The sequence below is a fragment of the Arthrobacter sp. B1805 genome (assembly GCF_002929745.1).
Classification (GTDB): domain Bacteria; phylum Actinomycetota; class Actinomycetes; order Actinomycetales; family Micrococcaceae; genus Arthrobacter_D.
Window position 1 is genome coordinate 340,432 of the sequence record NZ_PJIQ01000001.1, and the last position, 22,640, is coordinate 363,071.

Annotated in this window: 23 protein-coding genes and 1 riboswitch; of the genes, 12 read left to right on the plus strand and 11 right to left on the minus strand. The window is 67.6% G+C overall.

Features of this window, described 5'->3' with window-relative positions; translation table 11 throughout:
* Positions 1–51: 51 nt before the first annotated feature.
* Positions 52–1,311: an MFS transporter gene (locus tag CXQ96_RS01750; RefSeq protein ID WP_104116292.1), complete on the minus strand. Its 1,260-nt coding sequence runs from the start codon at positions 1,309–1,311 to the stop codon at positions 52–54.
* Between the two features lie 110 nt (positions 1,312–1,421).
* On the opposite strand from CXQ96_RS01750, the gene CXQ96_RS01755 reads away from it, so the two are divergent.
* Positions 1,422–2,486, plus strand: a complete 1,065-nt coding sequence (locus CXQ96_RS01755) for a phosphatase PAP2 family protein (protein ID WP_104116293.1) — start codon at positions 1,422–1,424, stop codon at positions 2,484–2,486.
* 9 nt (positions 2,487–2,495) lie between these two features.
* Here CXQ96_RS01755 and pabB read toward each other — a convergent pair whose 3' ends face one another.
* The 5 genes from pabB to CXQ96_RS01780 are packed head-to-tail and all read right to left on the minus strand — an operon-like array spanning position 2,496 to position 7,060.
* A complete protein-coding gene (gene pabB, locus CXQ96_RS01760; RefSeq protein WP_104116294.1) occupies positions 2,496–4,565 on the minus strand; it encodes an aminodeoxychorismate synthase component I in 2,070 nt (689 codons plus the stop codon).
* 3 nt (positions 4,566–4,568) lie between these two features.
* Positions 4,569–5,186, minus strand: coding sequence for a LysE family transporter (locus tag CXQ96_RS01765; RefSeq protein ID WP_104116295.1), 618 nt, complete (start codon positions 5,184–5,186; stop codon positions 4,569–4,571).
* Positions 5,187–5,209: 23 nt separating this feature from the next.
* Positions 5,210–5,719 carry a low molecular weight protein-tyrosine-phosphatase gene (locus CXQ96_RS01770; protein WP_104116296.1) on the minus strand — a complete coding sequence of 170 codons (510 nt, stop codon included), beginning with the start codon at positions 5,717–5,719 and terminating at the stop codon, positions 5,210–5,212.
* Positions 5,720–5,762: 43 nt separating this feature from the next.
* Positions 5,763–6,560 carry a methyltransferase domain-containing protein gene (locus tag CXQ96_RS01775; protein ID WP_104116297.1) on the minus strand — a complete coding sequence of 266 codons (798 nt, stop codon included), beginning with the start codon at positions 6,558–6,560 and terminating at the stop codon, positions 5,763–5,765.
* A gap of 29 nt (positions 6,561–6,589) precedes the next feature.
* Positions 6,590–7,060, minus strand: coding sequence for a MarR family winged helix-turn-helix transcriptional regulator (locus CXQ96_RS01780; RefSeq protein ID WP_104116298.1), 471 nt, complete (start codon positions 7,058–7,060; stop codon positions 6,590–6,592).
* A gap of 100 nt (positions 7,061–7,160) precedes the next feature.
* On the opposite strand from CXQ96_RS01780, the gene CXQ96_RS01785 reads away from it, so the two are divergent.
* From CXQ96_RS01785 to CXQ96_RS01805, 5 genes are all read left to right on the plus strand, one after another.
* Positions 7,161–9,305, plus strand: coding sequence for an efflux RND transporter permease subunit (locus CXQ96_RS01785; protein ID WP_104116299.1), 2,145 nt, complete (start codon positions 7,161–7,163; stop codon positions 9,303–9,305).
* A gap of 126 nt (positions 9,306–9,431) precedes the next feature.
* A complete protein-coding gene (locus CXQ96_RS01790) occupies positions 9,432–9,689 on the plus strand; it encodes a hypothetical protein (RefSeq protein WP_104116300.1) in 258 nt (85 codons plus the stop codon).
* Between the two features lie 118 nt (positions 9,690–9,807).
* Entirely contained in the window at positions 9,808–10,557 is a 750-nt protein-coding gene (locus tag CXQ96_RS01795; protein WP_104116301.1) for a response regulator transcription factor, read from the plus strand.
* Entirely contained in the window at positions 10,554–12,092 is a 1,539-nt protein-coding gene (locus CXQ96_RS01800) for a cell wall metabolism sensor histidine kinase WalK (protein ID WP_258058723.1), read from the plus strand. The genes CXQ96_RS01795 and CXQ96_RS01800 overlap by 4 nt, the downstream gene beginning before the upstream one ends.
* Before the next feature lie 143 nt (positions 12,093–12,235).
* Positions 12,236–12,691 (plus strand): Hpt domain-containing protein, encoded by a 456-nt coding sequence (locus CXQ96_RS01805; RefSeq protein ID WP_104116302.1) that lies wholly within the window; start codon positions 12,236–12,238, stop codon positions 12,689–12,691.
* 13 nt (positions 12,692–12,704) lie between these two features.
* Here CXQ96_RS01805 and CXQ96_RS01810 read toward each other — a convergent pair whose 3' ends face one another.
* Together CXQ96_RS01810 and CXQ96_RS01815 are read right to left on the minus strand one after the other, a co-directional pair.
* Positions 12,705–13,538 carry a response regulator transcription factor gene (locus tag CXQ96_RS01810; protein ID WP_104116303.1) on the minus strand — a complete coding sequence of 278 codons (834 nt, stop codon included), beginning with the start codon at positions 13,536–13,538 and terminating at the stop codon, positions 12,705–12,707.
* Positions 13,539–13,672: 134 nt separating this feature from the next.
* Positions 13,673–13,747: riboswitch (cyclic di-GMP riboswitch) on the minus strand.
* Between the two features lie 96 nt (positions 13,748–13,843).
* A complete protein-coding gene (locus CXQ96_RS01815; protein ID WP_104116304.1) occupies positions 13,844–14,740 on the minus strand; it encodes an ArgP/LysG family DNA-binding transcriptional regulator in 897 nt (298 codons plus the stop codon).
* 68 nt (positions 14,741–14,808) lie between these two features.
* Here CXQ96_RS01815 and CXQ96_RS01820 point away from each other — a divergent pair, with 68 nt between their 5' ends.
* The gene (locus CXQ96_RS01820) at positions 14,809–15,411 is read left to right on the plus strand and encodes a LysE/ArgO family amino acid transporter (RefSeq protein ID WP_104116305.1); all 603 of its coding nucleotides are present in this window, start codon (positions 14,809–14,811) and stop codon (positions 15,409–15,411) included.
* 88 nt (positions 15,412–15,499) lie between these two features.
* Here CXQ96_RS01820 and CXQ96_RS01825 read toward each other — a convergent pair whose 3' ends face one another.
* Positions 15,500–15,742, minus strand: a complete 243-nt coding sequence (locus CXQ96_RS01825) for a hypothetical protein (RefSeq protein ID WP_104116306.1) — start codon at positions 15,740–15,742, stop codon at positions 15,500–15,502.
* A 64-nt stretch (positions 15,743–15,806) separates the two neighbouring features.
* On the opposite strand from CXQ96_RS01825, the gene CXQ96_RS18285 reads away from it, so the two are divergent.
* Entirely contained in the window at positions 15,807–15,977 is a 171-nt protein-coding gene (locus CXQ96_RS18285; RefSeq protein ID WP_181036324.1) for a hypothetical protein, read from the plus strand.
* A gap of 17 nt (positions 15,978–15,994) precedes the next feature.
* Here the strand turns inward: CXQ96_RS18285 and CXQ96_RS01830 are convergent, their stop codons facing one another.
* Together CXQ96_RS01830 and CXQ96_RS01840 are read right to left on the minus strand one after the other, a co-directional pair.
* On the minus strand, positions 15,995–17,500 hold the full coding sequence (locus CXQ96_RS01830) for an NAD(P)-binding domain-containing protein (protein ID WP_258058726.1): 1,506 nt from the start codon (positions 17,498–17,500) through the stop codon (positions 15,995–15,997).
* A gap of 186 nt (positions 17,501–17,686) precedes the next feature.
* On the minus strand, positions 17,687–18,169 hold the full coding sequence (locus CXQ96_RS01840) for an arsenate reductase ArsC (protein WP_104116307.1): 483 nt from the start codon (positions 18,167–18,169) through the stop codon (positions 17,687–17,689).
* 298 nt (positions 18,170–18,467) lie between these two features.
* Between CXQ96_RS01840 and CXQ96_RS01845 the strand changes: the two genes are divergently transcribed.
* The 4 genes from CXQ96_RS01845 to CXQ96_RS01860 all read left to right on the plus strand — a co-directional run bounded on the left by CXQ96_RS01845 (position 18,468) and on the right by CXQ96_RS01860 (position 22,509).
* Positions 18,468–18,752 carry a helix-turn-helix transcriptional regulator gene (locus tag CXQ96_RS01845; RefSeq protein WP_258058771.1) on the plus strand — a complete coding sequence of 95 codons (285 nt, stop codon included), beginning with the start codon at positions 18,468–18,470 and terminating at the stop codon, positions 18,750–18,752.
* 70 nt (positions 18,753–18,822) lie between these two features.
* Positions 18,823–19,257, plus strand: coding sequence for a low molecular weight phosphatase family protein (locus CXQ96_RS01850; RefSeq protein WP_258058728.1), 435 nt, complete (start codon positions 18,823–18,825; stop codon positions 19,255–19,257).
* A 167-nt stretch (positions 19,258–19,424) separates the two neighbouring features.
* Positions 19,425–20,942, plus strand: a complete 1,518-nt coding sequence (locus tag CXQ96_RS01855) for an arsenic transporter (RefSeq protein ID WP_104116478.1) — start codon at positions 19,425–19,427, stop codon at positions 20,940–20,942.
* Between the two features lie 253 nt (positions 20,943–21,195).
* Positions 21,196–22,509 carry a DUF2252 domain-containing protein gene (locus CXQ96_RS01860; RefSeq protein ID WP_104116309.1) on the plus strand — a complete coding sequence of 438 codons (1,314 nt, stop codon included), beginning with the start codon at positions 21,196–21,198 and terminating at the stop codon, positions 22,507–22,509.
* Positions 22,510–22,640 lie beyond the last annotated feature (131 nt).

Here is a 22,640-nt window from a genome sequence, read left to right on the forward strand (position 1 = left end):
CTGGGCTTGCGCTTCCCTGTGCCACCCGGCGTGGCGCGCCGGGTCATAGGCCTACCCGGCGTTCGGCTGCGCTTCGGCAGCTGCGATCGCTCGGTTGGTGAGGATGGGCATCATCCCGAGCAGCGCGAGCGTGAGCAACCCCATGATCCCGAACATCGCCTGCAGGCCCAGCCATTGGGCCAGGAGGCCTCCCGTTGCCGCTCCGAGCGGCATGGTGCCCCAGGCCAGCAGGCGGTAGGCGCTGTTGACCCGGCCGAGCAGGCGGTCGGGCGTGATGCGCTGGCGTAGCGACACGGTGATGACGTTCCACAGCACGATGAGGAGGCCGCCCAGGAGGAAGATCGGGCCAAGGACGAAGGGGCTGCTGCTCAGGGCGGGTGCGCCCACGAACAGCGCACAGCCCACGATCGTGAGCATCAGCGACACAGCGCGGCCCAGTCCCGCCTCGATCCGCTCTGCGGTCAGCGACCCGATGAAGGAGCCGACGGCCGACGTCGTCAGGAGCACCCCGAATCCCACCTCGGACAACCCCATCTCCGACGACGGGCCCACGGCGAACAGAACGAGGACCGCGAAGGCCGCGCTGGAGGCGAAGTTCAGCACTCCGGTCATCGCCGCCAGCGTCCGGAGGACTTTCTGGTTCCACAGGAAGCCCAGGCCTTCCCTGATGTCGGACCTCAACGTCGTCCTCCCCTCCCGCTCCACACGGAATGAGCCCGGAAGCAGGAGCAGGCCACCGACGGCCGCGCACCACAGCGCTGCAGGCACGACGAGGCCCGCAACAACGCCGATGCCCACCAGCAGCCCGCCCAACGGGGGGCCGACGAACTGATTGGTGGTGAGCTCGACGGTGTAGAGGCGGCCGTTGGCGCGCGAAAGCTGGTCCCGGTGCACCACCTGGGGCAGGATCGACTGCGCTGACGTGTCGTACAGAGTCTCCGCCACCCCCACCATCAGGGCGACGACGTAGAGAGCCCAGATGGAGCCCAAATCCAGCAGGAGCACCGCGACCAGCAGCGCGGGAAGTACTGCACGGCTGAGGTTGGCCCACGCCATGAGCCTGCGCCGATCCATCCGGTCCGCCAGAGCCCCGGCGGTCAGGGCGAAGAAAAGCCAGGGGAGCGTTGCCGCGACCGTGAGTCCGGCGATCAGCGTCGGAGACTGGGTGACCTGGATGGCCAGCAGGGGAAGCGCGATCTTGAGGACGCCGTCCGCGAGGTTGGACAGCCCGGAGGAAACCCACAACTTCCAGTAGGACGGCCCGAGCGGCGTCCGATTCCCCTGGTCGGTCCGTACTGAAGGATCAGTCATGGGGTGAACCATGCCATAGAGACGGAGCCCTGGTCCCTGAAGCACAGTGGCCGGGTGAGCAATAGTCAACTTTTTTCACTATTTCCCCTTAATTGCGCTAAAAGTGTTGAATGACGCTCAAAACCTCGTCGTCGAGGCGCTCCCCGTACGGGCTCTTCCACGTCCCGTTCGCGGTGGCGGCTTCCTTTGCCGTCCTGACCGGCTTCACGGCGATTGTTTTCGGTCTGCCACTGCGCGACCCCGACGGTTTCCTCGGTCCCAGCTATATCCGCCTGCCGTTGCTGCTGGTAGCGATGATCCTTGCTGACGTCCTCCCCCGGACCCTGTGGAGGAAGCCCACCCTGCGGACCGTGCATCGTGTGGCGCTGGTCGAGTTCCGGCGTCGCTGGCCCGGGCCACGGCTCGTGCTGACGTCCGTGGGCCTCGCAACCTTCTATCTGGCGTATGTCTCGTACCGCAACATGAAGAGTTTCCTCCCGTTCGTCCGCGACCGGGTGGTGGATCCCTTCCTGCAGGAGACCGACCGGTGGCTCATGGGTGGCGACCACCCAGGTGACGTGCTCCAGCAGATGCTGGGTACCGGAGTGAGCGCGCATGTGCTGTCCGCCGTGTACCTGTCCTACCTGGTCTTCGTGCCCCTGTCGGTCGCCGCCGCGCTCGTGTGGTCCCGCACGATCTCACACGGAGTCTGGTACGTCAGCGCGTTGTCCTTCAACTGGATACTGGGCGCTGCAAGCTACTACGCATTACCGTCCCTGGGCCCGATCTACATCGAACCGAGGCACTTCACGGACCTGGCCGACACGGGGGTCACCAGCCTGCAGGAGTCCCTGTACCGCAACCGGGTGCGGGTGCTCGCGGATCCGCATGCCACGGAGTCGGTGCACGGCATCGCGGCGTTCGCTTCCCTTCACGTCTCCGTCGTCTTCACTGCGGCCCTCGTGGCTCACCTCATCCGCCTTCCGCTCGTGGTCCGGGCAGCCCTGTGGGCCTACGTCGTGCTGACGGCCCTCGCGACCGTCTACTTCGGCTGGCACTACGTCGTCGATGTCTTCGCAGGCGCGGCCCTGGGTGCGCTTGCCACCTGGCTCGCGGCGAAGGCCACCCGTTCGGACGACCTTCCGATCCGGATTCCGGCCGCCCAGGCAACCAGGGTCACCGCACCGAGCCAGTAGCGGACAGGGTCACGGCTCGACGGTCCTGTCTCTCCCTGCGGCGCTTCCACCGGGGAATACCGAATGGAGGGCCGACAGGACCCCGCGCGCCTTCGTCCGCACCTCGTCCCACTCCTCGGCCGGATCCGAGTCGGCCGTGATCGCGCCGCCGACTCCGAGCGTGAGCCGGGCTCCGCCGTCGTCCTCCTGCACCACGAGTGTCCGGATGACGACGGCGAGATCCGTCGCACCCGTGAGGCTGAAGTACCCTGCTGCTCCCGAGTACGGTCCGCGAGGCGTCCGCTCCAGCCGGTCGAGGATGTCCATCGTGCTGATCTTGGGTGCTCCGGTCATCGATCCGGCGGGGAACGCGGAGGCGACGACGCCGGCCCTCGCGCTGCCCGGCCGTAGCCGGGCATCGATGGTGCTGACCATCTGGTGCACGGTGGCGTAGGTCTCGATGTCGCAGAGCCGGCTGACCGTGACCGAGCCGGGCAGCGCATGGTGGGAGAGGTCGTTGCGGAGGAGGTCCACGATCATGATGTTCTCCGCGCGGTCCTTCGCGGAGGCCCGGAGGTCCTCGAGGAGCGCGGCGTCGGCGGCGGGATCCGCGGACCGGCCCCGGGTCCCCTTGATGGGCTCCGCCCGCATGAGGCCTCCGGCCGTGAGCTTCAGGAAGCGCTCCGGCGAGGTACTCGCGACAGCGAAACCGGGGAAGCGGAGGAAATGCGCGAAGGGGGCAGGACTGACGGCACGCAGCCGAAGGTATGCCTGCAGGGCGTCGAAGTTCTCCGCGTGCGCGGACAGCGCCGTCGTCAGGCACACCTCGTAGGTGTTTCCGTCCGCGATCTCAGTCTTGGCCAGGTCGATCTTCGCGAGGTATTCCTCGCGGCTGTCACGGGTCCGGAAGGTTGGCACCGGTAGCGGTAGCCGGTCCGTCGCAGGGGCCGTCGCTTCGACCGCAGCCCGTGCACGTTCGAGCCAGTCGTCGCGCTCGGGATCGGGCCGCCCGTCGGACAGGAACAGCAGGAAGACGGAGCCCTCGAGGTGGTCGACGACGACGGCCCGCCCGGCGAAGACGAGGGCGGCATCAGGAAGCGCGCCGTCGGGCGTCGAGGTGTCCGAACCGCCTGTCTCCCGCTTCAACTCGTACCCGAGGTACCCCAGCCAGCCCAGCCCGAACTCACACCCGAAGCCCTCGGGCAGACGCACGGCCCGGCGCCCCCAGACGTCGTCGAGCCAGCGGAAGAAGGGTGCCCGGACACGGGCGGTGACCGCGCCGGCGCTGATCTCCGTGACGCCGGCACGGTGCAGCGCCTGCTGCCCGAACGCCCCGCCGGCATCCGCCAGGATGCTGAAACGGTTACGGTCCGTGGGCGGGCCGGTCGTGGCTGCATCGGAGCTGTCGAGCCAGACCGCTGCGGGCGACTCCCCGTACAGCGCGGTGAAGAGTTCGGCGGTGTTCGGGGCGGCGTCGATGCGCTCGTGGTCGAGGGTCAGTCCACGACGGCCCGCGCGCTCCGGAGCCAGCAGGACCGCGCACGACGGCAGGCCGGTCAGGGCCAGGCGCACCGCACGGGGCGAAGGTGGGCCCCGGTGGCCCTGCACGATGATGTCCGCTGAGACGGAAGGGTCGTCCTCGCTCAGCCAGGCAACCTCCTGCTCGGCCCACCGCTCCCAGAACGGCGCGTACGTGGCGCCGTCCCGCTCGATCGCCGTCCGGCGCCGGACATCGGGGTCGGCCTCCACCCAGACGACGGCGTCGAGGTAGGGACGGGCCGCCGACGCCGCTGCGCCCACGCCTTCGAGCAGCACGATGTCCGCCCCGGGTGTCACGTGTTCCTCGCCGTCCTCACCGCGGGTCCAGTCCCACGCGCGCCATCGGGCGGCGCGCCCCTCGCCGAGCGGCCGGAGGACATGCTCCACATAGCGGCTGATCCCGTCGGCGAGCCCGTCCCAACCGGGATAGATGTCTTCGAGGTGGAACAGGCTGACGCTGTGGTGCTCCCGGAGGAGTGCCGCGAGTTCCACGGCGAGGGTCGTCTTCCCGGCGCCGGACCGGCCGTCGACGGCGATGAGGAGGGGTCGGGTGCCGGGCACGGCTCAGGCCAGCGCGAGGAGCGCGCCGACGCCCACGAAGAGCGACCCGAAGGTGCGGTTCAGGATGACCTGGCCGCGGTCGTCGCGCGTGAAGCGCCGGAATGAGCGTGCGGTGCCCGCGTAGAAGAACCACATCACCAGCAGGTCGATGGCGATGACGGTTGCCGCGAGCACCCCGTACTGACCGAGCAGGGGCTGTTCCGGCCGGATGAACTGGGGGATCAGGGCGAGGAAGAAGACGATGGCCTTCGGATTGAGCAGGTTGACCCACACGCCGCGTCGGAACATCGAGAACGGTCTCTCACTGCTCTGCAGCGCCCGGACGTCGCTGGGCTCGGGCCGCTGCAGGAACTTGCGCACGCCGAGGTACACGAGGTAGGCGGCTCCGGTGTAGCGGATCAGGTTGAAGGCAAGGGGGGAGTTGCTGACGAGGATGCCGACGCCGGCTGCGGCGATCGCGATGTGCACCAGCAGTGCCACCTGCTGGCCGAGGACCCCCCAGATGGCGCGCCGGAATCCGACGGTCAACGCATTGCTCATGGTGTTCACGGCGCCGGCACCAGGGACGAAGCTGATGAGTGTCTGGGCGCCGAGCAACGCCAGCCAGAGGGAGGGATTCACCCGTTCATGGTAAGCGCCGCTCGTCAGGCGTCCGAACCGTCGGCATCGAGCTCGTTCCGGACGTACCGGACGACGCCGTCCACTGCGCCGTCGACCATCTTCCACGTGGCCTCGAAATCGCTGGCATCGCCGTACCAGGGATCGTAGATGCCCAGTTCCTCGAGGTCGGTGTCCGTCGTCGAGGGATCGAACTCACGCAGGAGATGGATGCGGTCACGCGCGTCGTCGTCGGGTGCCTCCTCGCGCAGCTCCCGGTAGTGGTCGAGGTCGAGGGCGAGGATGAGGTCGCGCTCGCGGTACCAGCCCGGTTCGAACTGGCGCGCCCGGTGCAGGTGGCTCTCGATGCCGAGTTCGGTCAGCTTCGCCGCCGCCCGCTCGTCGATGGGCCTGCCGGCCTCCCAGCCGGTGGTACCCGCGGAGTCGACGACGACGTCGTTTTCCATGCCGGCCTTCGCGAACGCGTGGACCAGCATGAGTTCTGCCATGGGCGAGCGACAGATGTTCCCGGTGCAGACGGTGACGATGCGGTACATCCGGACAGCCTAGCTGCGGTGGTCGCCGCCGGGGGTCCGGCGCTCAATCCCGGGCGAGGATCTCCACGCTCGGCATCAGGAACACGCCATCGTCCGTACGGGCCCACCTGCGCCAGCCCGCGGCCAGCCGCTCCAGGGTCTGCTGGTCCGCGATGCCGCGCTCCAGGGTCTGCTCCGCGAAAGCCGAGTGCAGCACACGCTCCGCCCACGACTCCGCGTGGAAGTTCCGCTCCTCGGGCGTCGCATACACCCAGTTCGACGACGACACCTCGACGACGGCGAACCCGGCTTCGGTCGCCCACCCCGGGAGCCTCCTGCCCGCGTCCGGCTCGCCGCCGTTGCCGCGTGCCAGGTCCCGGTACAGTTCCCGCCACTCCTCGAGCTCGTCGACCGCGGGGTACCAGGTCATCGCGCCGAAGTCCGCGTCGCGGGCGGCGACGATTCCGCCGGGACGTACGACGCGCCGCATCTCACGGAGCGCCGCCACGGGGTCGGCGAGGTGCTGCAGTAGTTGGTGTGCATGGACGACGTCGAAGGACTCGTCCGGGGCGTCGAGGTCGTACACGTTCCCGACGCGGAACTCGACGTTCGCGAGATCGGCGTGGCCCTCGGCTGCCTGCGCGATGACGTCCGCCGAGCTGTCGATCCCGAGCACTGTCCCCGGTGCCACGATGTCGGCCAGCCCGGCAGTGATACTGCCGGGCCCGCAGCCGATGTCGAGGACGTCCATGCCGGCTTCGAGGAAGGGTTCGAGATAGGCCGCGGACGAAGCGACGGTGCGCGTCGCGTGAGCTGCCGTCACGCTGGGATGGTGACCGTGGGAGTAGACCTCGTCGTTCATGCTTCGAAGGCTAGCGCGCAGCGGGCTGATCAGTCAGCGCCGGCGTCTTCCCGCGCCTCATTCTTGGCGGCAACGGTGGCTTCGGTTATTTTCCGCATCATGTCGCGCAGGAGTTCCAACTGCTCCTCCGGGTACTGGTCGAGGACGGCTCTGATGTGCCGCGCCAGCGGAGCGAACAGTGCTGCGCCGGTGACACGGGCCTTCTCCGTCATCTCCAGGTGGACCTGCCGCCGGTCGACGTCGCTGCGACGCCTGGTGACGTGCCCCGCCGCGTCGAGGCGGTCGATCAGGGCGGTCGTCGCGGGCGAGCTGAGGTTGAGCTCCTCGCGCAGCAGTCCGGGAGTCACAGTGACCCCTGCGCGTGCCGCCCCGACCATGATGCTGAGGGCCTGGAGATCGGTGCGGTACAGGCTGTCGCGCTCGCCGGCAGCCTCGACGTACCGGTCCGTCTCGATGGTGAACTGCTGCATGAGAGCCATGAGCTCGTCCCGCGTGGCCATGAATCCTCGTCTTTCTTTCTCCAAGTCTAGGCAGACCCCCGATATCTCCATGATGGATATACTCGATTACAGAGATAAGTCGAGGAGAGGGTTGCATGCCATGAGGAACCGTTGGGTGCGGGTGCTCCTGCCCGTCGTCGTCGTCCTGATCTGGTTGGTGGGCGCAGCCGTGGGCGGCCCGACCTTCGGGCGGCTCGAGGAGGTGTCCAGCAACGACCAGGCATCGTTCCTCCCGGCGAGTGCAGAGTCCACGGAGGCCGGCGAGCTGCAGCAGCAGTTCAGCGACTCCGACGCCGTTCCAGCGGTCATCGTCGCCGAGTTCGAGAGCCCGATCGAGCCGCGCGACCTCGGCCCCTATGAAGCACTCGGTTCCGCGCTCAGCGGGGTCGAGGGGCTCCATGCCCCGGCCGGGGGGCCGCCGTCCGTCGCAGGCCCCATCCCCTCCGAGGACGGATTCGCGGTGCAGTACGTCGCCTTCGTTTCCGCCGATGCCGAACCCACCGAGGTCGTGGACGGTCTACGCGCGGTCCTGGCGGACGAGCTGCCCAGCGGGGTCAGGGGGTATGTCACAGGACCGGCCGGCTTCACGGCGGACCTGGCGGGTGCCTTCAGCGGCATCGACGGCATCCTGCTCGGCGTTGCGCTCGGAGCGGTGTTCATCATTCTCCTCGCCGTCTACCGCTCCATCGTGTTGCCGTTCCTGGTGCTCCTCACCTCGGTGGCCGCACTGGCAACATCGATCCTGCTCGTCTTCGCGTTCGCGAAGCTGGACTGGATCCAGCTGAGCGGCCAGAGCCAGGGCATCCTGTCGATCCTCGTGATCGGGGCAGCCACCGATTATGCGCTGCTGCTCGTCGCCCGGTTCCGCGAAGCGCTCGTCGAGAAGGAGACCACGTGGGAGGCGATGCGCGTGGCCTATCGCAGCTCCGTCGAACCGATCCTGGCCTCCGGCGCCACCGTGATCCTCGGACTGCTGTGCCTCCTGTTCTCGGACCTCAACTCGAACCGGAGCCTTGGCCCCATCGCCGCGATCGGCATCGTCTTCTCCCTCGGGGCGGCCCTCACGCTCCTCCCCGCCCTCCTGCTGCTCTTCGGCCGGTCGGCCTTCTGGCCGCTGCGTCCGCGCTATGACGTGGCCAAGAACGCCGCCCGGCACGAGGGCATGCATGCGGCGCCGAGCGAGGCGGGTCCGGAGACGGGACTCGAGCAGCTCAGGGGCGTCTGGAAGCGCGTCGCCCTCCTCGTCGCGCGTCGCCCTCGTGTCCTGTGGATCGCCTCGTTGCTCCTCCTCGTCACGGGCGCCCTCGGGTTGACTCAGTTGCAGGCCAGTGGAGTACCGCAATCCGCGCTGATCCTGGCGCCGTCGAACGCGGTGGACGGCCAGGAGGCCCTCGCGCGCCACTTCGACGCCGGCTCCGGCAGCCCCGTCCAGGTCGTCGCTCCAGAGGCTGATCAGAGTGCGGTGCTCGAGGTGGTCACGTCACAGCCCGGCATCTCGGACGCGGGGGTGACCTCGGATCCAAGCGGTGCGGCTGTCGTCATGAACGGGCGCGTCCTCATCAGCGGGACCCTCGTGGACCAGGCGGACTCCGACCAGGCCGAGGACGTGGTGCGCGCCCTGCGGACCGAGCTCGACGACGTCAGCCCGGACGCCCTTGTGGGTGGTGTCACGGCGACGGCGATCGACACGAACGACACGGCACTCGCTGACCTCGTGAAGATCATCCCCCTCGTGCTGCTGGTCATCCTGGTGGTGCTGATCATCCTGTTGCGCTCGATCCTTGCGCCCGTGCTCCTGGTGGCCAGCGTCGCGCTGTCCAATGCGACGGCGCTGGGGGTATCGGCCCTGGTGTTCAACGGCATCCTCGGCTTCGAGGGCGCCGACGCCTCCGTGCCGCTTTTCGCCTTCGTCTTCCTGGTGGCGCTCGGCGTGGACTACAACATCTTCCTGATGACCCGGGTGCGTGAGGAGTCACTGCGGATCGGTACGAGGCCCGGCATCCTCCGTGGGCTCGGGATCACGGGAGGGGTCATCACATCCGCCGGCGTCGTCCTCGCCGCGACCTTCGCGGCACTGGGCGTCATCCCGATCCTGTTCCTCGCGCAGATAGCGTTCATCGTAGCGTTCGGGGTCCTGCTGGACACCGTCCTCGTGCGCTCGCTGCTGATCCCCGCGCTCGCCTACGACATCGGACCGAGGATCTGGTGGCCTTCGAAGCTAGGCGCTGTGCCGTCGCAGCGGTAGTTCCCGCAGGCGGCACCCGTGCAGGAGCTGGGAGTTGCCTGCACAGGTGCTGCACAGCTTCGCGAAAGCCGCGGCCTAACTCCGGCCGCCACAGTGGAGGAACAACACCACCGCCAGGAGGACACCATGATCAGCTACCGACCCATCCCCGAACTCACCGCAGGACGCAGGGGCTTCAGGGCGGCGATCGGCGCCATGGCGCTGGCAGCAGTCCTGGGGACTACCGCCTTCGCGCCGATCGGAGCCGAAGCCCCTGCCGCCTCGGCGGCCCGCACCGCCGTCGTCGTCGGCTCCACCGTTCCCGCGGAGCAGGCGATCGTGCGGCGTGAGGACACCGGGGGCTCGCTCGACCAGGGCGCGGCCGCCGGACCGCTCGACGCCTGAGACCGCGGACCAGCGGAGCAGGACGTCCTACGGGATACTGGACCGCAACGCACCACCTGCACACCCCCTCCCGCTCCGGGCACAGCCCGGATCCGAGGACGACACCGAGGTAGACACGATGGCCGACGCCACGCACCACTCCATGACCGACAACCTGCCTCGCCTCGCGCATCCGGACGGCAGTCCCATCCGCGCCCTGGTGGTCGACGACGAGACGAGCCTCGCCGAGCTGGTGAGCATGGGCCTCCGGATGGCCGGCTGGAGCGTGACGACGGCGAACGACGGCCTGACCGCGGTGACAGCGGCGCGGGACTTCCGGCCCGATGTGCTCGTCCTCGACGTCATGATGCCCGGGGTGGACGGCATCGAGGCACTCACGAAGATCCGCACCTTCGCGCCCAACGTCCCAGCCCTGTTCCTCACGGCCAAGGACGCCGTGCAGGACCGTATCTCCGGCCTGTCGGCGGGAGGAGACGACTACGTCACGAAGCCGTTCAGCATGGAGGAGCTCATGCTGCGCCTGCACCGGCTCGTCCAGCGTTCGGGCGTCGCAGCATCCGACTCAGCGGAACTGGTGGTCGGGGACCTTGTCATGAACGTCGACACCCGCGAAGTGACCCGCGGCGGCGAGGACATCGCCCTGACCTCCACGCAGTGGGAGCTGCTGCGCTACCTCATGGAGAACCCGCGCCGCGTGGTCAGCAAGTCCCAGATCCTCGACAACGTCTGGAACTACGACTTCGGCGGCCAGGCGAACATCGTCGAGCTCTACATCTCCTACCTGCGCAAGAAGATCGACGCCGGACGCACGCCGATGATCCACACGGTCCGCGGCGCCGGGTACGTTCTCAAGCCCGCTGCCCCGTGACCCACCCGGACCGTGCGGACGGTGCGCGCCGCCAGCCGGGAGGAGGAAGGCGCCCCCTGCACCTGCGCACTAAACTCATCCTTGCGACGCTCGCCCTGCTCACGGCAATCTGCGTCGCGATCGGCGTCTTCAGCCATGTCGCCATGAGCAGCTACCTCACCGCGCAATTGGACGAGGCGTTGTCTCCCGCGGCCGGACGGGCCGGCTTCCCCGGCGGGCGTCCACCCGGCGGTGACGATCGCCCGTTCCGCGACGTCGATCCGGAGAATGCCGCGGGCCAGCGCCCCGGCACCCTCAATGCCGTGTTCGACGGCGACGGCGAGGCGCAGAGCTCCGCGCTCGTGCAGGACGACGGCAGCACCGAACCGCTCACGGGAGCAGACCTGGAACTGCTGGCAGGTGTCGACCCCGCGCGAGGGCCCGAGGAACTGGCCCTGAGCACGGGTCGCTACCGCGTGGATGCAGCCGAACTCCCGGCCGACCTCGATGGGGATGTGCTCGTGACGGGCCTTTCCACGGCGGAGCGGGACAGCACCCTGGTATCCCTCGACGTCACGGTGGCGGGCCTCTCCCTCGCCGGCCTCGTGCTGACAGGGCTGGCCGGGACGGTGATCATCCGCCGGTCGCTGCGCCCGCTCGAGGAGTTGTCCGCCGTCGCGACCTCCGTCTCGCAGCTTCCGCTGTCCTCCGGCGAAGTGGTCATCCCGGTGCGGGTACCGCCTGCCGCGGCGCAGCCCGGTACGGAGGTCGGTACCGTTGGCCTGGCCCTGAACGAGATGATCGACCACGTCACGAGCGCACTGCGTGAACGCCATGCGAGCGAGATGAAGGTGCGGCAGTTCGTGGCCGACGCGAGCCATGAACTGCGCACGCCCCTGACCTCGATCCGCGGCTACACCGAGCTGATCCTGATGAGCGAGACGGTGAGTCCCTCCGGACGGTCCGCCCTGGAACGCGTGGACAGCGAGTCCAAGCGCATGTCCTCCCTTGTCGAGGATCTCCTGCTTCTCGCACGCCTCGATGAGGGCCAGCGTGGGGAGGTGTCCGACGTCGACCTCACGGAACTCGTGATCGAGACGACGAGCGACGCCCAGGTGTCTGCCCCTGACCACGCATGGAACCTCGACCTGCCGGACGAGCCCGTCGAGGTGCGGGCCGTCGAGGCGGAGATACGCCAGGTGCTCATCAACTTGCTCTCGAATGCCGCGAAGCACACGCCATCGGGCACCGTGGTCTCCACGGCACTGGCCGTGGAGGAAGGAAAGGCGAGCATTTCCGTCACCGATTCCGGGCCCGGCATCGATCCCGCCTTCCTGGGCACCATCTTCACGAGATTCAGCAGGGGTGACGCCGCACGGTCCGCGCATGCGGGGAGCACCGGGCTCGGCCTCGCGATCGTCCAGGCCCTCGTCGAGGCCAACGGTGGCGATATCTCTGTGACCAGTGAGCCCGGCAGGACACAGTTCCGCGTCGAGCTGCCGCTCGTGCAGCCGGGCCTACAGCGCCACCAGGAGCCCGGCCAGGAACTGCCCTAGGCAGAGCTCGCCTGCCCGCCTGCCGTGGTGGGGAGCGGTCCTCGGGCAGAACCCGCGCACCGACGGGCAGGTCCTTCCGCAGGCTTTGCGCAAGAAGCTGCGGCTCCTCGGTCGGGGGCAGCAGGGATCGATACCCTTGTACCATGTCCAGCCCTCCCATCCCGCCACGTCATGGCCTGCAGCAGGACGGCGGGCCGTCGACCCTGCCGAAGGACGCCGTCGACGATCCGGGCGCGGGAGGCAGAGCCGCCCCGTTGATCGATCTCCATGTCCTTCAGGACCTGGAGGACGACTTCTACGACCCGTCCGTGGTCGAGCGGTTCGCGCTGGACTTCTCGGCGACGCTCGACGGGAAGATTCGCCGCCTGGAGCAGCGGCTCCAGGACGATGACCTGGCAGGAGCCCAGGACGCCGTCCTCAGCCTGACGACGTCGTCGGTGATGGTGGGGGCCCGACAGCTTGCCCACGCGACGCTGGCCGTCCAGCGGTTCGTCTCGGCCGCAGACCTCGACGCCTGCCGGCGCTCGATCACGCTGCTGCGCGCCTGTGCTTCCGACACCGAGCACGAGCTCCGCACCACTTACCCGAGGCGCCCCTGACTCCGACGGCCGCCTAGCGGGGATCGGCGCTCCGGGGCATGATGCGGAAGCCGACGCCGCGCACTGTGGTGATGAGGTCAGGGTCCGCGTCCGCCCTCGCGAGCTTCTGGCGGAGATTGGCGATGTGCACCTCGATCGCCCGCTCATCCGTGCGGCTGACGAAGTTGTAGCCGCGGTAGTCCGCGCCCCGAGATACCCGGACCAGTTCCTCCTTCGTCCGGACCGCCCCGTTGCTCCTCAGGAGTTCGTGCAACAGGTTGAACTCGGTCTTGGTCAATGGCAGTTCGACGCCGGTGCACGAGACGGTCCGGGCATCGCCGTCGAGTACGAGGGCGCCGTGTGTCACGAGGTGACCCGTAGGGTCCTTGTCCGTGAGGTCTGCGATCGTCCCACTCGAAGCGATAGGCACGGACGACTGGAGCGGGACGTCCTGGGCTTCCTCCACCTGCGGCTTCCGTCCGATGCGGGGCCGTCGGAGCATGGCGTCGATACGCGCGCGCAACTCGCGCGGGCGGAACGGCTTCAGGACGTAGTCGTCCGCTCCCGCCTGCAGTGCCGTCAGGATGTCCATCTCCTCACTTCGTCCGCTCAGGACGATGACATAGCAGTCGGTCGTCGACCGGATCCGGCGTAGGACCTCATGCCCGTCGATGTCGGGCAGGCCGACGTCCAGGGTGACCACTGTCGGATGTTCGCTGCGCACGACGGCGACCCCGTCCCTGCCGGTCGCGGCGCCGCTGACCTTGAAACCACACTGCTCGAGGATGGCGCAGACGAGGTTCCGGATGTCCAGATCGTCCTCGATGACGACGGCCGAGCGGTAGTCCGTGGAGGGGGAGCTACTCATGACCCGGAGCTCCGCGCCGGTTCCGCAGTGGCCAACGCCTGCCGGGATCAGGGTATGCGAGCGCGGCGAGATGGGCTGCTGCGGGGACCGTATGAAAGTGAGGTGTCCGAGGCATTCTTCGTGGACCTGTTCTTTTCGGCGGCCCGGCTGACCGCGTGGGTCCCGTGGCTTTGCGTCCCCGGCTCGCACCGGGTTTGCCCTTATCGACGAGCGGTTGCCCGCTCCTCGATATTAGCAACCGCAGGGGGTACTCGCGCGACCGGATACACCGCGCCTGTGCTCGGCTCGGGGCGGTATCCGCTCCTTCACGGAACCACGGGCGCGGGCCGGCGGAGGACGGCGGCGGCCTGCCGCACAGCCTCGCCGACCGTCGCCAGGGCCGATGAGCCATGGCGCCACTGCTGCCAGTAGAGGCGAACGTCTACGGGGCCCCCGGGGGAAAGCGGCACGAGGCCCTGCGGGTCGTCGCCCAGTTCCAGCTCGGAGACGAGTCCCCAGCCCATGCCGAGCCTGATGGCGTCCGTGAACTCCTGGGCTGCAGGCACGTAGTGGCGCGGAGGATCGAGGACGCGGCGCGTCCGTGACCGGAGGTACTGGTCCTGAAGGTCGTCCTTCCGATCGAACACGATCACGGGGGCCAGGGCGAGCTGCTCCGCCGTCGCGCCGTCGCGGAACCATGTCTGCTGGAATTCACGCGCGCAGACGGGGATGTAGCGCATGATGCCCAGTGCATGGGAGGAGCAGCCGGGCATGGGCGCGCTGACGGACGTGATGGCCGCGGCCGCCGCGCCGCTGCGCAGCAGTTCGAGGGAGTACTCCTGGTCCTCGCGCAGCATTTCGATCTGCAGCGACTCGGCAACCGGAACCAGGGCGGGAAGCACCCAGGTGTGCAGGGAATCGCCGTTGACCACGATCGTTATGCGCTGCCGCGGGCCGTCGTCGGACGCCTCGAGTTCGGAAGCCAGGTCCGCGGAGAGCAGATCGAACTGGCGGGCGAATCGGACGATGGCGAGACCGGCCTCCGTCGGACGGAGTGGCCTGCTCCGCGTGATGACAGGGCGTCCCACGGCAACTTCCAGGGCACGGATGCGCTGACTGACCGCGCTGGGAGTCACCGAGAGGGCGGCGGCTGCGGCTTCGAAACTGCCCCCGCTCACGATTGCTGCAAGAGCATGCGCCTGAGCAGGATCGATCGGCTTCATTAGCAACTCTTACCACGCCGAAGAACGTTTAGCTGGCCTGAACGAGCGGATCAGCCTAGATTGAGTCGGTGCTCGCTTCCGCTGCCACCGGCCTCGCTGCCGGCCTCACCCTGATAGTCGCCATCGGTTCCCAGAATGCGTTCGTGCTCCGGCAAGGGCTGCGGCGCTCCCACGTGGTGCTCGTCGTGACCGTCTGTGCGTTCTCGGACCTCGTGCTCATCGCGCTCGGGGTCGGGGGCCTCGGGGCTGTCATCGAGCGGATGCCGATTCTCCTCGAGGTGGTGCGGTGGGCGGGTGCTGCCTTCCTGGCCGGGTACGCCGTGCTGGCCGCGCGACGAGCCGTGACAGGGGAGGAGCTCGACACGTCCGGGGAGCGCAGCGAGATGTCCTGGCGCACCGCTCTCGGGACCTGCCTCGCCCTGACCTGGCTGAACCCGCACGTGTATCTCGACACAGTCCTCCTGCTCGGGTCCCTGGCGAGTACTCACGGTACGCCGGGCAAGTGGTGGTTCGCGGCGGGTGCGGGACTTGGAAGCCTCCTCTGGTTCACCGCACTCGGCGTCGGTGCCCGGTACCTCGCGCCACTCTTCGAGCGGCGTTCTGCATGGCGCGTGCTCGACGCGCTGATCGCCGTCGTCATGCTCGCCCTGGCGGTCACGCTGGTCGTTTGACCAGAAGATGCAGGTCTCACGGCCACGGCACAAGAAGGGGTGAAGGCAGCCGGTCCCGGCGCCGCTGACGACGGCTCCCGGTCAGGATTCAGGTGTCCTGGCCGGCCTGGTCCTCGCCGTTGGCGTGCTCCTCGATCCAGTCCGTCGCCGCGTCGGAGAGGAAGACACCAGCGGGGCCTCGCTGTCCCAGCCACCATGCGTCCGACGCCACGAGGCCGCCGGCCCTGCTGATGTCGGCGACGACCTCGGGCGTCAGCGCCTCACCGTTGTGGGCAACCAGCCACTCGCGCGTTCCGGGCATGACGCGCGTCCACCACTGTTCAAGGTCCATATCGGCAGTATGTATCGCTCGGCCACGGACGGGCTAGGGGGAGCTGCCGGAACAGTTCGTGGACATGCCTGTCGATGTCGTCGCGTACCAGCCGCACGCGCTCGATGCCGTCGATGCCGCGCGTACCCGGTCTCCCTCCGCTGCCATCTGCGACTTGCCTGCGTTCTTCACGCAGATGGCGGCCGGCTTCCGGGTCTTGAAGGTCATCGGGCGCTGCTGCGGTCTGAAGCGGTGAGCGCGGAGGCGAGTGCATCAGCCCGGACGCCCGCCTGGGGTTCGGTCAGTAGTCGGGGCGCCGGAACGGCCATGAACTGTGCCGGTGGGGAAGCCGATCGTGACCAGCTGCGGCGCGGAACAGCACCCACCAGCATCAGCACCAGGTGCACCGGTTCCACAGGACGCACCAGCGGTCTCACTGGTGTTGCTGGATGGAGTTGCTGCGGGTGTGTCGCAAGAGCCCCCGAGGTCGGTGCTGCAGACCCCTGTCTCGGGCAGTTCCAGCTGGAGCCTGGACGCGGCCTCTGAGTCACCGGCGATCGCGGCTGTCACGGAGCGGACCTGCTCGTACCCGGTGGCGAGCAGAAAGGTAGGTGCTCGCCCGTAGGACTTCATCCCGACAAGATAGAAGTCTCTTTCCGGGTGGGCGAGGACACCCGCGCCGTGGGCTGGGACTGTACCGCAGGAGTGGAACTCCGGGTCGATGAGGGGCCCGAGTGCACGCGGCGCTTCGACTGCCGGGTCGAGTTCCAGGCGTAGTTCGCGCAGCATGTCCAGGTTCGGCCGAAATCCGGTAGCGGGTACGAGGACGTCGACGTCGATGGTGCGGGGCCCTTCCGGCGTCGACGCGATCACGGCCAGGCCGGAATCGGTCGGGTCGAGGTTCGTGACGGTGAGGTTCGTGACGAGCTCGATGACGCCATCGTTCACGAGGGTCCGTAGCCGGCTGCCGAGCTGCCCGCGGGCGGGCAGGCCGTCGAGGACCCCGCCTCCGTAAAGGCGCCGAGCGGATCCGCTGCCGCGGACCGCCCAGAGGATGCGGGTGCCGGGTTCGTTCTTGGCAACCTGGCCGAGGTTGATGAGGGTGTTCGCGGCCGAATGTCCGGCGCCGACGACCATGACAGTCCTCCCGGCGAAACGCTCCCGCTCGGCACCGACGACGTCGGGCAGCGCGGTGGTGATGAATGCGCCTGCTGTATCTTCGCCGGGTGCCGGGAGTCCTGCCTGACCGAGCGGGTTGGGCTGGCTCCAGGTTCCGGAGGCGTCGATGACGGCACGAACGAGGTGATCCGTGGTGCCCTCGTGGCTGCTGACGCGAACGAGGAACGGGGTGGTGTCACGGTCCTTCGTGCGGGTCTTGTCCATCCCAAGCCGAGTGACAGCGGTGACCGTGCTTCTGAAGTGCAGGGCCTCCTTGATTGCGGGGGTGGCGGCGAGGGGTTCGAGGTAGGACTCTACGAGCTCACGCCCATACGGAAGGGCGGTCTGGCGGGGCTCGACCCACCCACTGGGCTCGAGCAGGCGCCGGGCTGCGGGGTCGATGTTGTACTGCCAGGGTGAGAAGAGGCGGATGTGCGCCCACTGCCGGACAGCCGCTCCGACGCTGTCACCCTGCTCGAACACGATCGGGGTCAACCCCTGCTCGAGGAGGTTCACGGCTGCGGACAGGCCGATCGGACCGGCGCCGATCACCGCGACCGGCAGATTCTTCATGGCGTCCTCGGTTGCGTGGATGTTTGCGGTGACGGTGGTGTCAGACATGGGCGTTCTCCTCGATGAGAGCGGTCGCGATACTGGGGGCGTCCTCGAGTGCTGCAAGGTTTCGTTCCGCATCCAGGGCTGCAGCGCAGCCCAATCCTGCCGCAGCGATGGCTTGCCGGTTTTCTACCTAAGGAATGGGCCGCATGTGCTGCAGCCGTTGTGCCTGATGAACGCGCAGCGCCGACGTCAGGCCGTGGTGCTGGTCCCGTTGATGGGCAGGAGTTCGCTGATGAGCTGTTCGATGCGGCCTTTGATCTCGTCGCGGATCGGGCGGACGGACTCGACGCCCTTGCCGGCGGGGTCTTCGAGGACCCAGTCCTCGTACCTCTTGCCGGGGAAGTACGGGCACTCGTCTCCGCAGCCCATCGTGACGACGACGTCGGAGGCCTTCACGGCTTCGGGGGTGAGGATCTTCGGGGTCTCGGCGGTGATGTCGATGCCCTCCTCCTTCATCGCCGCGACCGCTGCCGGATTGACCTGCTCGGCCGGCTGGGAGCCGGCTGACAGGACCTCGATGCGCCCCTCGGACAGGTGGTTCAGGTAGGCCGCGGCCATCTGCGACCGGCCCGCATTGTGGACGCACACGAACAGGACCGACGGTTTCTTCCCCGCCAGAACATCAGCCGAACCGTTGGTCTCAGGGGTATCTTCTGCTGTCTCGGTGGTCATGGTGATCCTTCGGGTCTCGCTCTGTCCCGGTGCTTCGGACAGGCCTCGTGAACAGTGGATAGGAGTCGAACAGCTCACTGGTACTCGCCTATGCGGACACCTTCAGAGAGATTGACTGACTTCGATAGTGAGTATGAGGAGCTATATCGACGGTTGTCAATGTATGGGTATGCTGGGTGGCATGACGACGATCTCCGAGTGCCGAACCGCGGACCTCGCAACCACCGAACTGGCTGATGCTGCAGCGGATGATCTTGTTGATGGGGGTCGGTGCTGCGTGCCGTCCGGGGCGCCGGCGATGAGCGCGGAGCGGGCTGAGGCGTTGTCCAAGCAGTTCAAGGCGATCGCTGATCCGAACCGGTTGCGTCTGGTCTCGCTGATTTCCTCCAGCGCCGAGAACGAGGCCTGCGTGTGCGACCTCACCGAGCCGTTGGATCTCGGGCAGCCCACGGTGTCACATCATCTGAAGATCCTCGTCGACGCCGGGATCCTGCACCGTGAGAAGCGCGGCGTGTGGGCGTACTTCTCCATCGTGCCCGGGGCCTTGGACGTTCTCGCCGGCGTCCTCACCGAACCCAAGTAACACCCCCGGCAGCCTCCCTGGGTCCTGACCGGTTCCTGCCTGACCCTGTTTTCCTCCCTACCGACCAGAAGTGAGTACTCCTGTGAGTTTCAAGGCCGACAAACCCTCTGTCCTGTTCGTGTGTGTGAAGAACGGGGGCAAGTCGCAGATGGCCGCTGGTCTCATGGACAAGGTTGCCGGCGAGTCCGTGACCACCGCCTCCGCCGGGTCCAAGCCCGGGTCCGCGGTCAACGACCTCTCCGCCCAGGTCCTGGCCGAAGTCGGGGTCGACATCACCCAGAACGTGCCTCGTCACATCACCGCCGAGGATCAGCAGCAGGCGGACCTTGTCGTGATCCTCGGTCCTGAAGCCCAGGTCGACGAGGTCGAAGGCACCCTGTACGAGCGCTGGAACACCGACGAGCCCAGCGACCGCGGCATCGACGGCATCGATCGCATGCGCCTTGTCCGCGACGACATCCTCGAGCGCGTCACTGCCCTCCACACCACCCTCACCACCCGCTAACCCCAACCCCACCGCTTCTCGCCCGGGCGACAACGGTTACGATCGACTGCCCTGTTCGCCTGGTGTTCAATTCCGAGCCCGTCGCGACCTCACCACGCATCCGCAGGTGAGTTCGTCCGTGCGTTTCTTCCTGCCCTCCTGTTAGGAGCCCTGCTGCCATGACTGCCATGACCGTGGTCGCTGTGCTGATCTTCCTCGCCACCCTGACTCTGGTCATCTGGCAACCCAAGGGCCTCGGCATCGGCTGGTCGGCCCTGGGTGGGGCCGCGGTCGCGCTGATCACGACAGTCGTGAGCCTGTCGGACATCCCGGTCGTGTGGGACATCGTCTGGAACGCGACCTTCGCGTTCGTAGCGATCGTGATCATCTCCCTCATCCTCGACGAGGCCGGGTTCTTCACATGGGCGGCCCTGCACGTCGCCCGCTGGGGGCGGGGCAACGGGCGCCTTCTGTTCACCCTGATCGTCCTGCTCGGGGCAGCGATCGCGGCGGTATTCGCCAATGACGGGGCGGCCCTGATCCTCACCCCGATCGTCATTCAGATGCTCCTGGCCCTCAAATTCCCGCCCAAGGCATCCCTCGGGTTCGTCATTGCATGCGGGTTCATCGCCGACGCCGGCAGCCTGCCGCTGGTGGTGTCGAATCTCGTGAACATCGTCACCGCGGACTTCTTCGACATCAGCTTCGCCCGCTACGCCGTCGTCATGGTTCCCGTCGGCATCGCGTCCGTCGCAGCCAGTCTCGGTGTGCTTTTGCTGTTCTTCCGCAAAGTCATCCCCCGAACCTACGACGTCACCGCCCTCGAGACCCCGAAGACGGCCATCGCGGATCCGCTGACCTTCACGACCGGTTGGGTGGTTCTCGGCGTCCTGCTCATCGGCTACTTCGCCGCTGAACCACTGCACATCCCGCTCTCGGCCGTCGCCGGCCTCGGCGCCGTCGTCCTCATGATCGTCGCATCCCGCAAACCTGCCTTCCTCTTTCCCCGGGCCGCAGCTACGCAGGCGGAAATGTCCGGAGCTGATGCTCCTGGTCGGACTGCGGACCCCGATTACGAATCAATCGGTGCAGTTCACCGCTCTACTGGTGGCATCGCGAGCAGTGCTCACCCAGCCTCCGACAAGAGCAACTCGGACGTGAACGACGGCTTGTCCCTCTCCTCAGCTGGTGGCGGTGCGGTGCTTCCGAACGGGCGGATCTCGGTACCGCGGATCCTCCGTGAGGCGCCCTGGCAGATCGTCCTGTTCTCCATCGGCATGTACCTCGTCGTCTACGGGTTGCGGAACCAGGGCCTCACCAATGAGCTCGCCGGCGTCTTCTCGGCCATCGGCGACAACGGTGTGCTCATCACCGCTCTCGGCGTCGGCGTTATCGTCGCGGTCCTTGCGTCCCTGATGAACAACATGCCCACAGTCCTGATTGCATCGCTGGCCATCGGGTCCGCCGGAGCCGCCGGGTTGACGCAGGAAGCGATGATCTACGCCAACGTCATCGGCTCCGACCTCGGCCCGAAAATCACCCCCATCGGCAGCCTCGCGACCCTCCTGTGGCTGCATGTTCTGGACCGCAAGGGCATCCACATCGGCTGGGGCCAGTACTTCCGCGTCGGCATCGTCCTGACCATCCCCGTGCTGATCATCACCCTCCTCGCCCTCGCAGGATGGCTCACGCTCATCGGCATCTAGGCGGGTAGCCTACGATGCCACCCATGGCGGAGTCACTTACCGACCTTCTGGTGGGAAGCGTGCGGATGCCCACGCGACGGTCATGCTGAAGTAGAAGGCGTCGAGCAACACGGCCATCGGCTTGCTCGACACCATGCACGCCCGCGGGTGTCGTGGAGAACGGCGCGGACGCGGGGTCGGGCGGGGCAGCGTCGGCCGGCCCGCTCTGCTGACTCCCCGCCTACCGCACAGGCAACGCGGGTACCGTGGGCGGATGGCAGCCACAGATTCCCGTCAGCAGCACATCGTCAGCACCCTCGTCGAAGCGCACCAGGACCTCATGAGCGTCGATCCGCTGGCCTTCCGGGCGAGATTCCGGAAGATGGCGGCGGATCCGTACGCCTTCTACCGTGGCAGCGCCTCGCTCTTCTACACCGACATGGCGACGCTCGACGATGCCTGGGCCGACGAGCGCACGGGCCGCGTGTGGATCCACGGTGACCTGCACGCGGAGAACTTCGGGACCTACATGAGCAACGAGGGAAGGCTCACGTTCGATGTCAACGATTTCGACGAGGCGTACGTGGGCCATTTCTCCTGGGACCTGCGCCGCTTCGTCGCCTCGCTGACGTTGCTCTGCTGGCAGAAGGCCCTGCCGTCGCAGGCGGTGAGGGACCTCGCGCGCATCTACCTCGAGGCGTACCTGGGGCGCGTCGAGGACTATGTGGACGACGAGCAGTCCGCGTTCGCCTTCGGTCTCGACAACACCGACGGCACCATCCATCACGTCCTGCAGCAGGCCCGGGCGGCACGGCGGACGCGCCTGCTCGACTCGCTCACGCTGATCGAGGACTACGAACGCCAGTTCCGCGACGACGGCACCATCCGGACGCTGGACGACGGCGAGTACACCGAGGTGGCAGCAGCTTTCGACCACTATCTCGGCACCATTCCCGACAGCGAGCGCTCGCGCCGACGTGTGTTCTACCGGGTCAAGGGAATCGTCGGGAAGAAGGGCTTCGGTATCGGCAGCGCCGGCCTGCCGACGTACAACGTGCTGATCGAGGGTTTCGACGAGGCCCAGGAGAACGACATCATCCTGACGATGAAGCAGTCGAACATCGCCGCACCCAGCCGCATCGTCCATGACGAGCGCGTCCGCAGCTACTTCAGGGACGACGGCCATCGCGCGGTCATCAGCCAGCGATCCCTCCAGCCCCATACCGATCCCTTCCTCGGCTACACGACCATCCGCGGCGTCTCGTTCGTGGTCTCGGAGCTGTCGCCCTACAAGCGCGACCTCTCCTGGGAGGACCTGACGGAGCCGGAACAGATGGGGCCCGTACTCGAAGCGCTCGGGCAGGCTACCGCGAAGATCCATTGCTCGACGGACGAGGACAGCGACCACGATCTCGTGCCGTTCCGCACCGAGACCGCGATCATCGCCGCTGTCGACCGCTCCCGTGCCGACTTCATCGAGGACATCATCGCTTTCGGTGAGCGCTACGCCGACACTGTCAGGGAGGACCACGCACTGTTCGTCGACGCCTTCCGCGAAGGGCTCATCACCGCGGTCCCGGCGGCCTGACGAGGAGGAGTTGAGCCAAGCACGCTCAACTTCATTTTGAACTCGGCCGGCCCGGCGCTATACTTGAGTGCAGAACGCTCAATCTACGCGCCCGGCGGATGAGCGCCTCGCAAATCCCGGGCAGTCGAAAG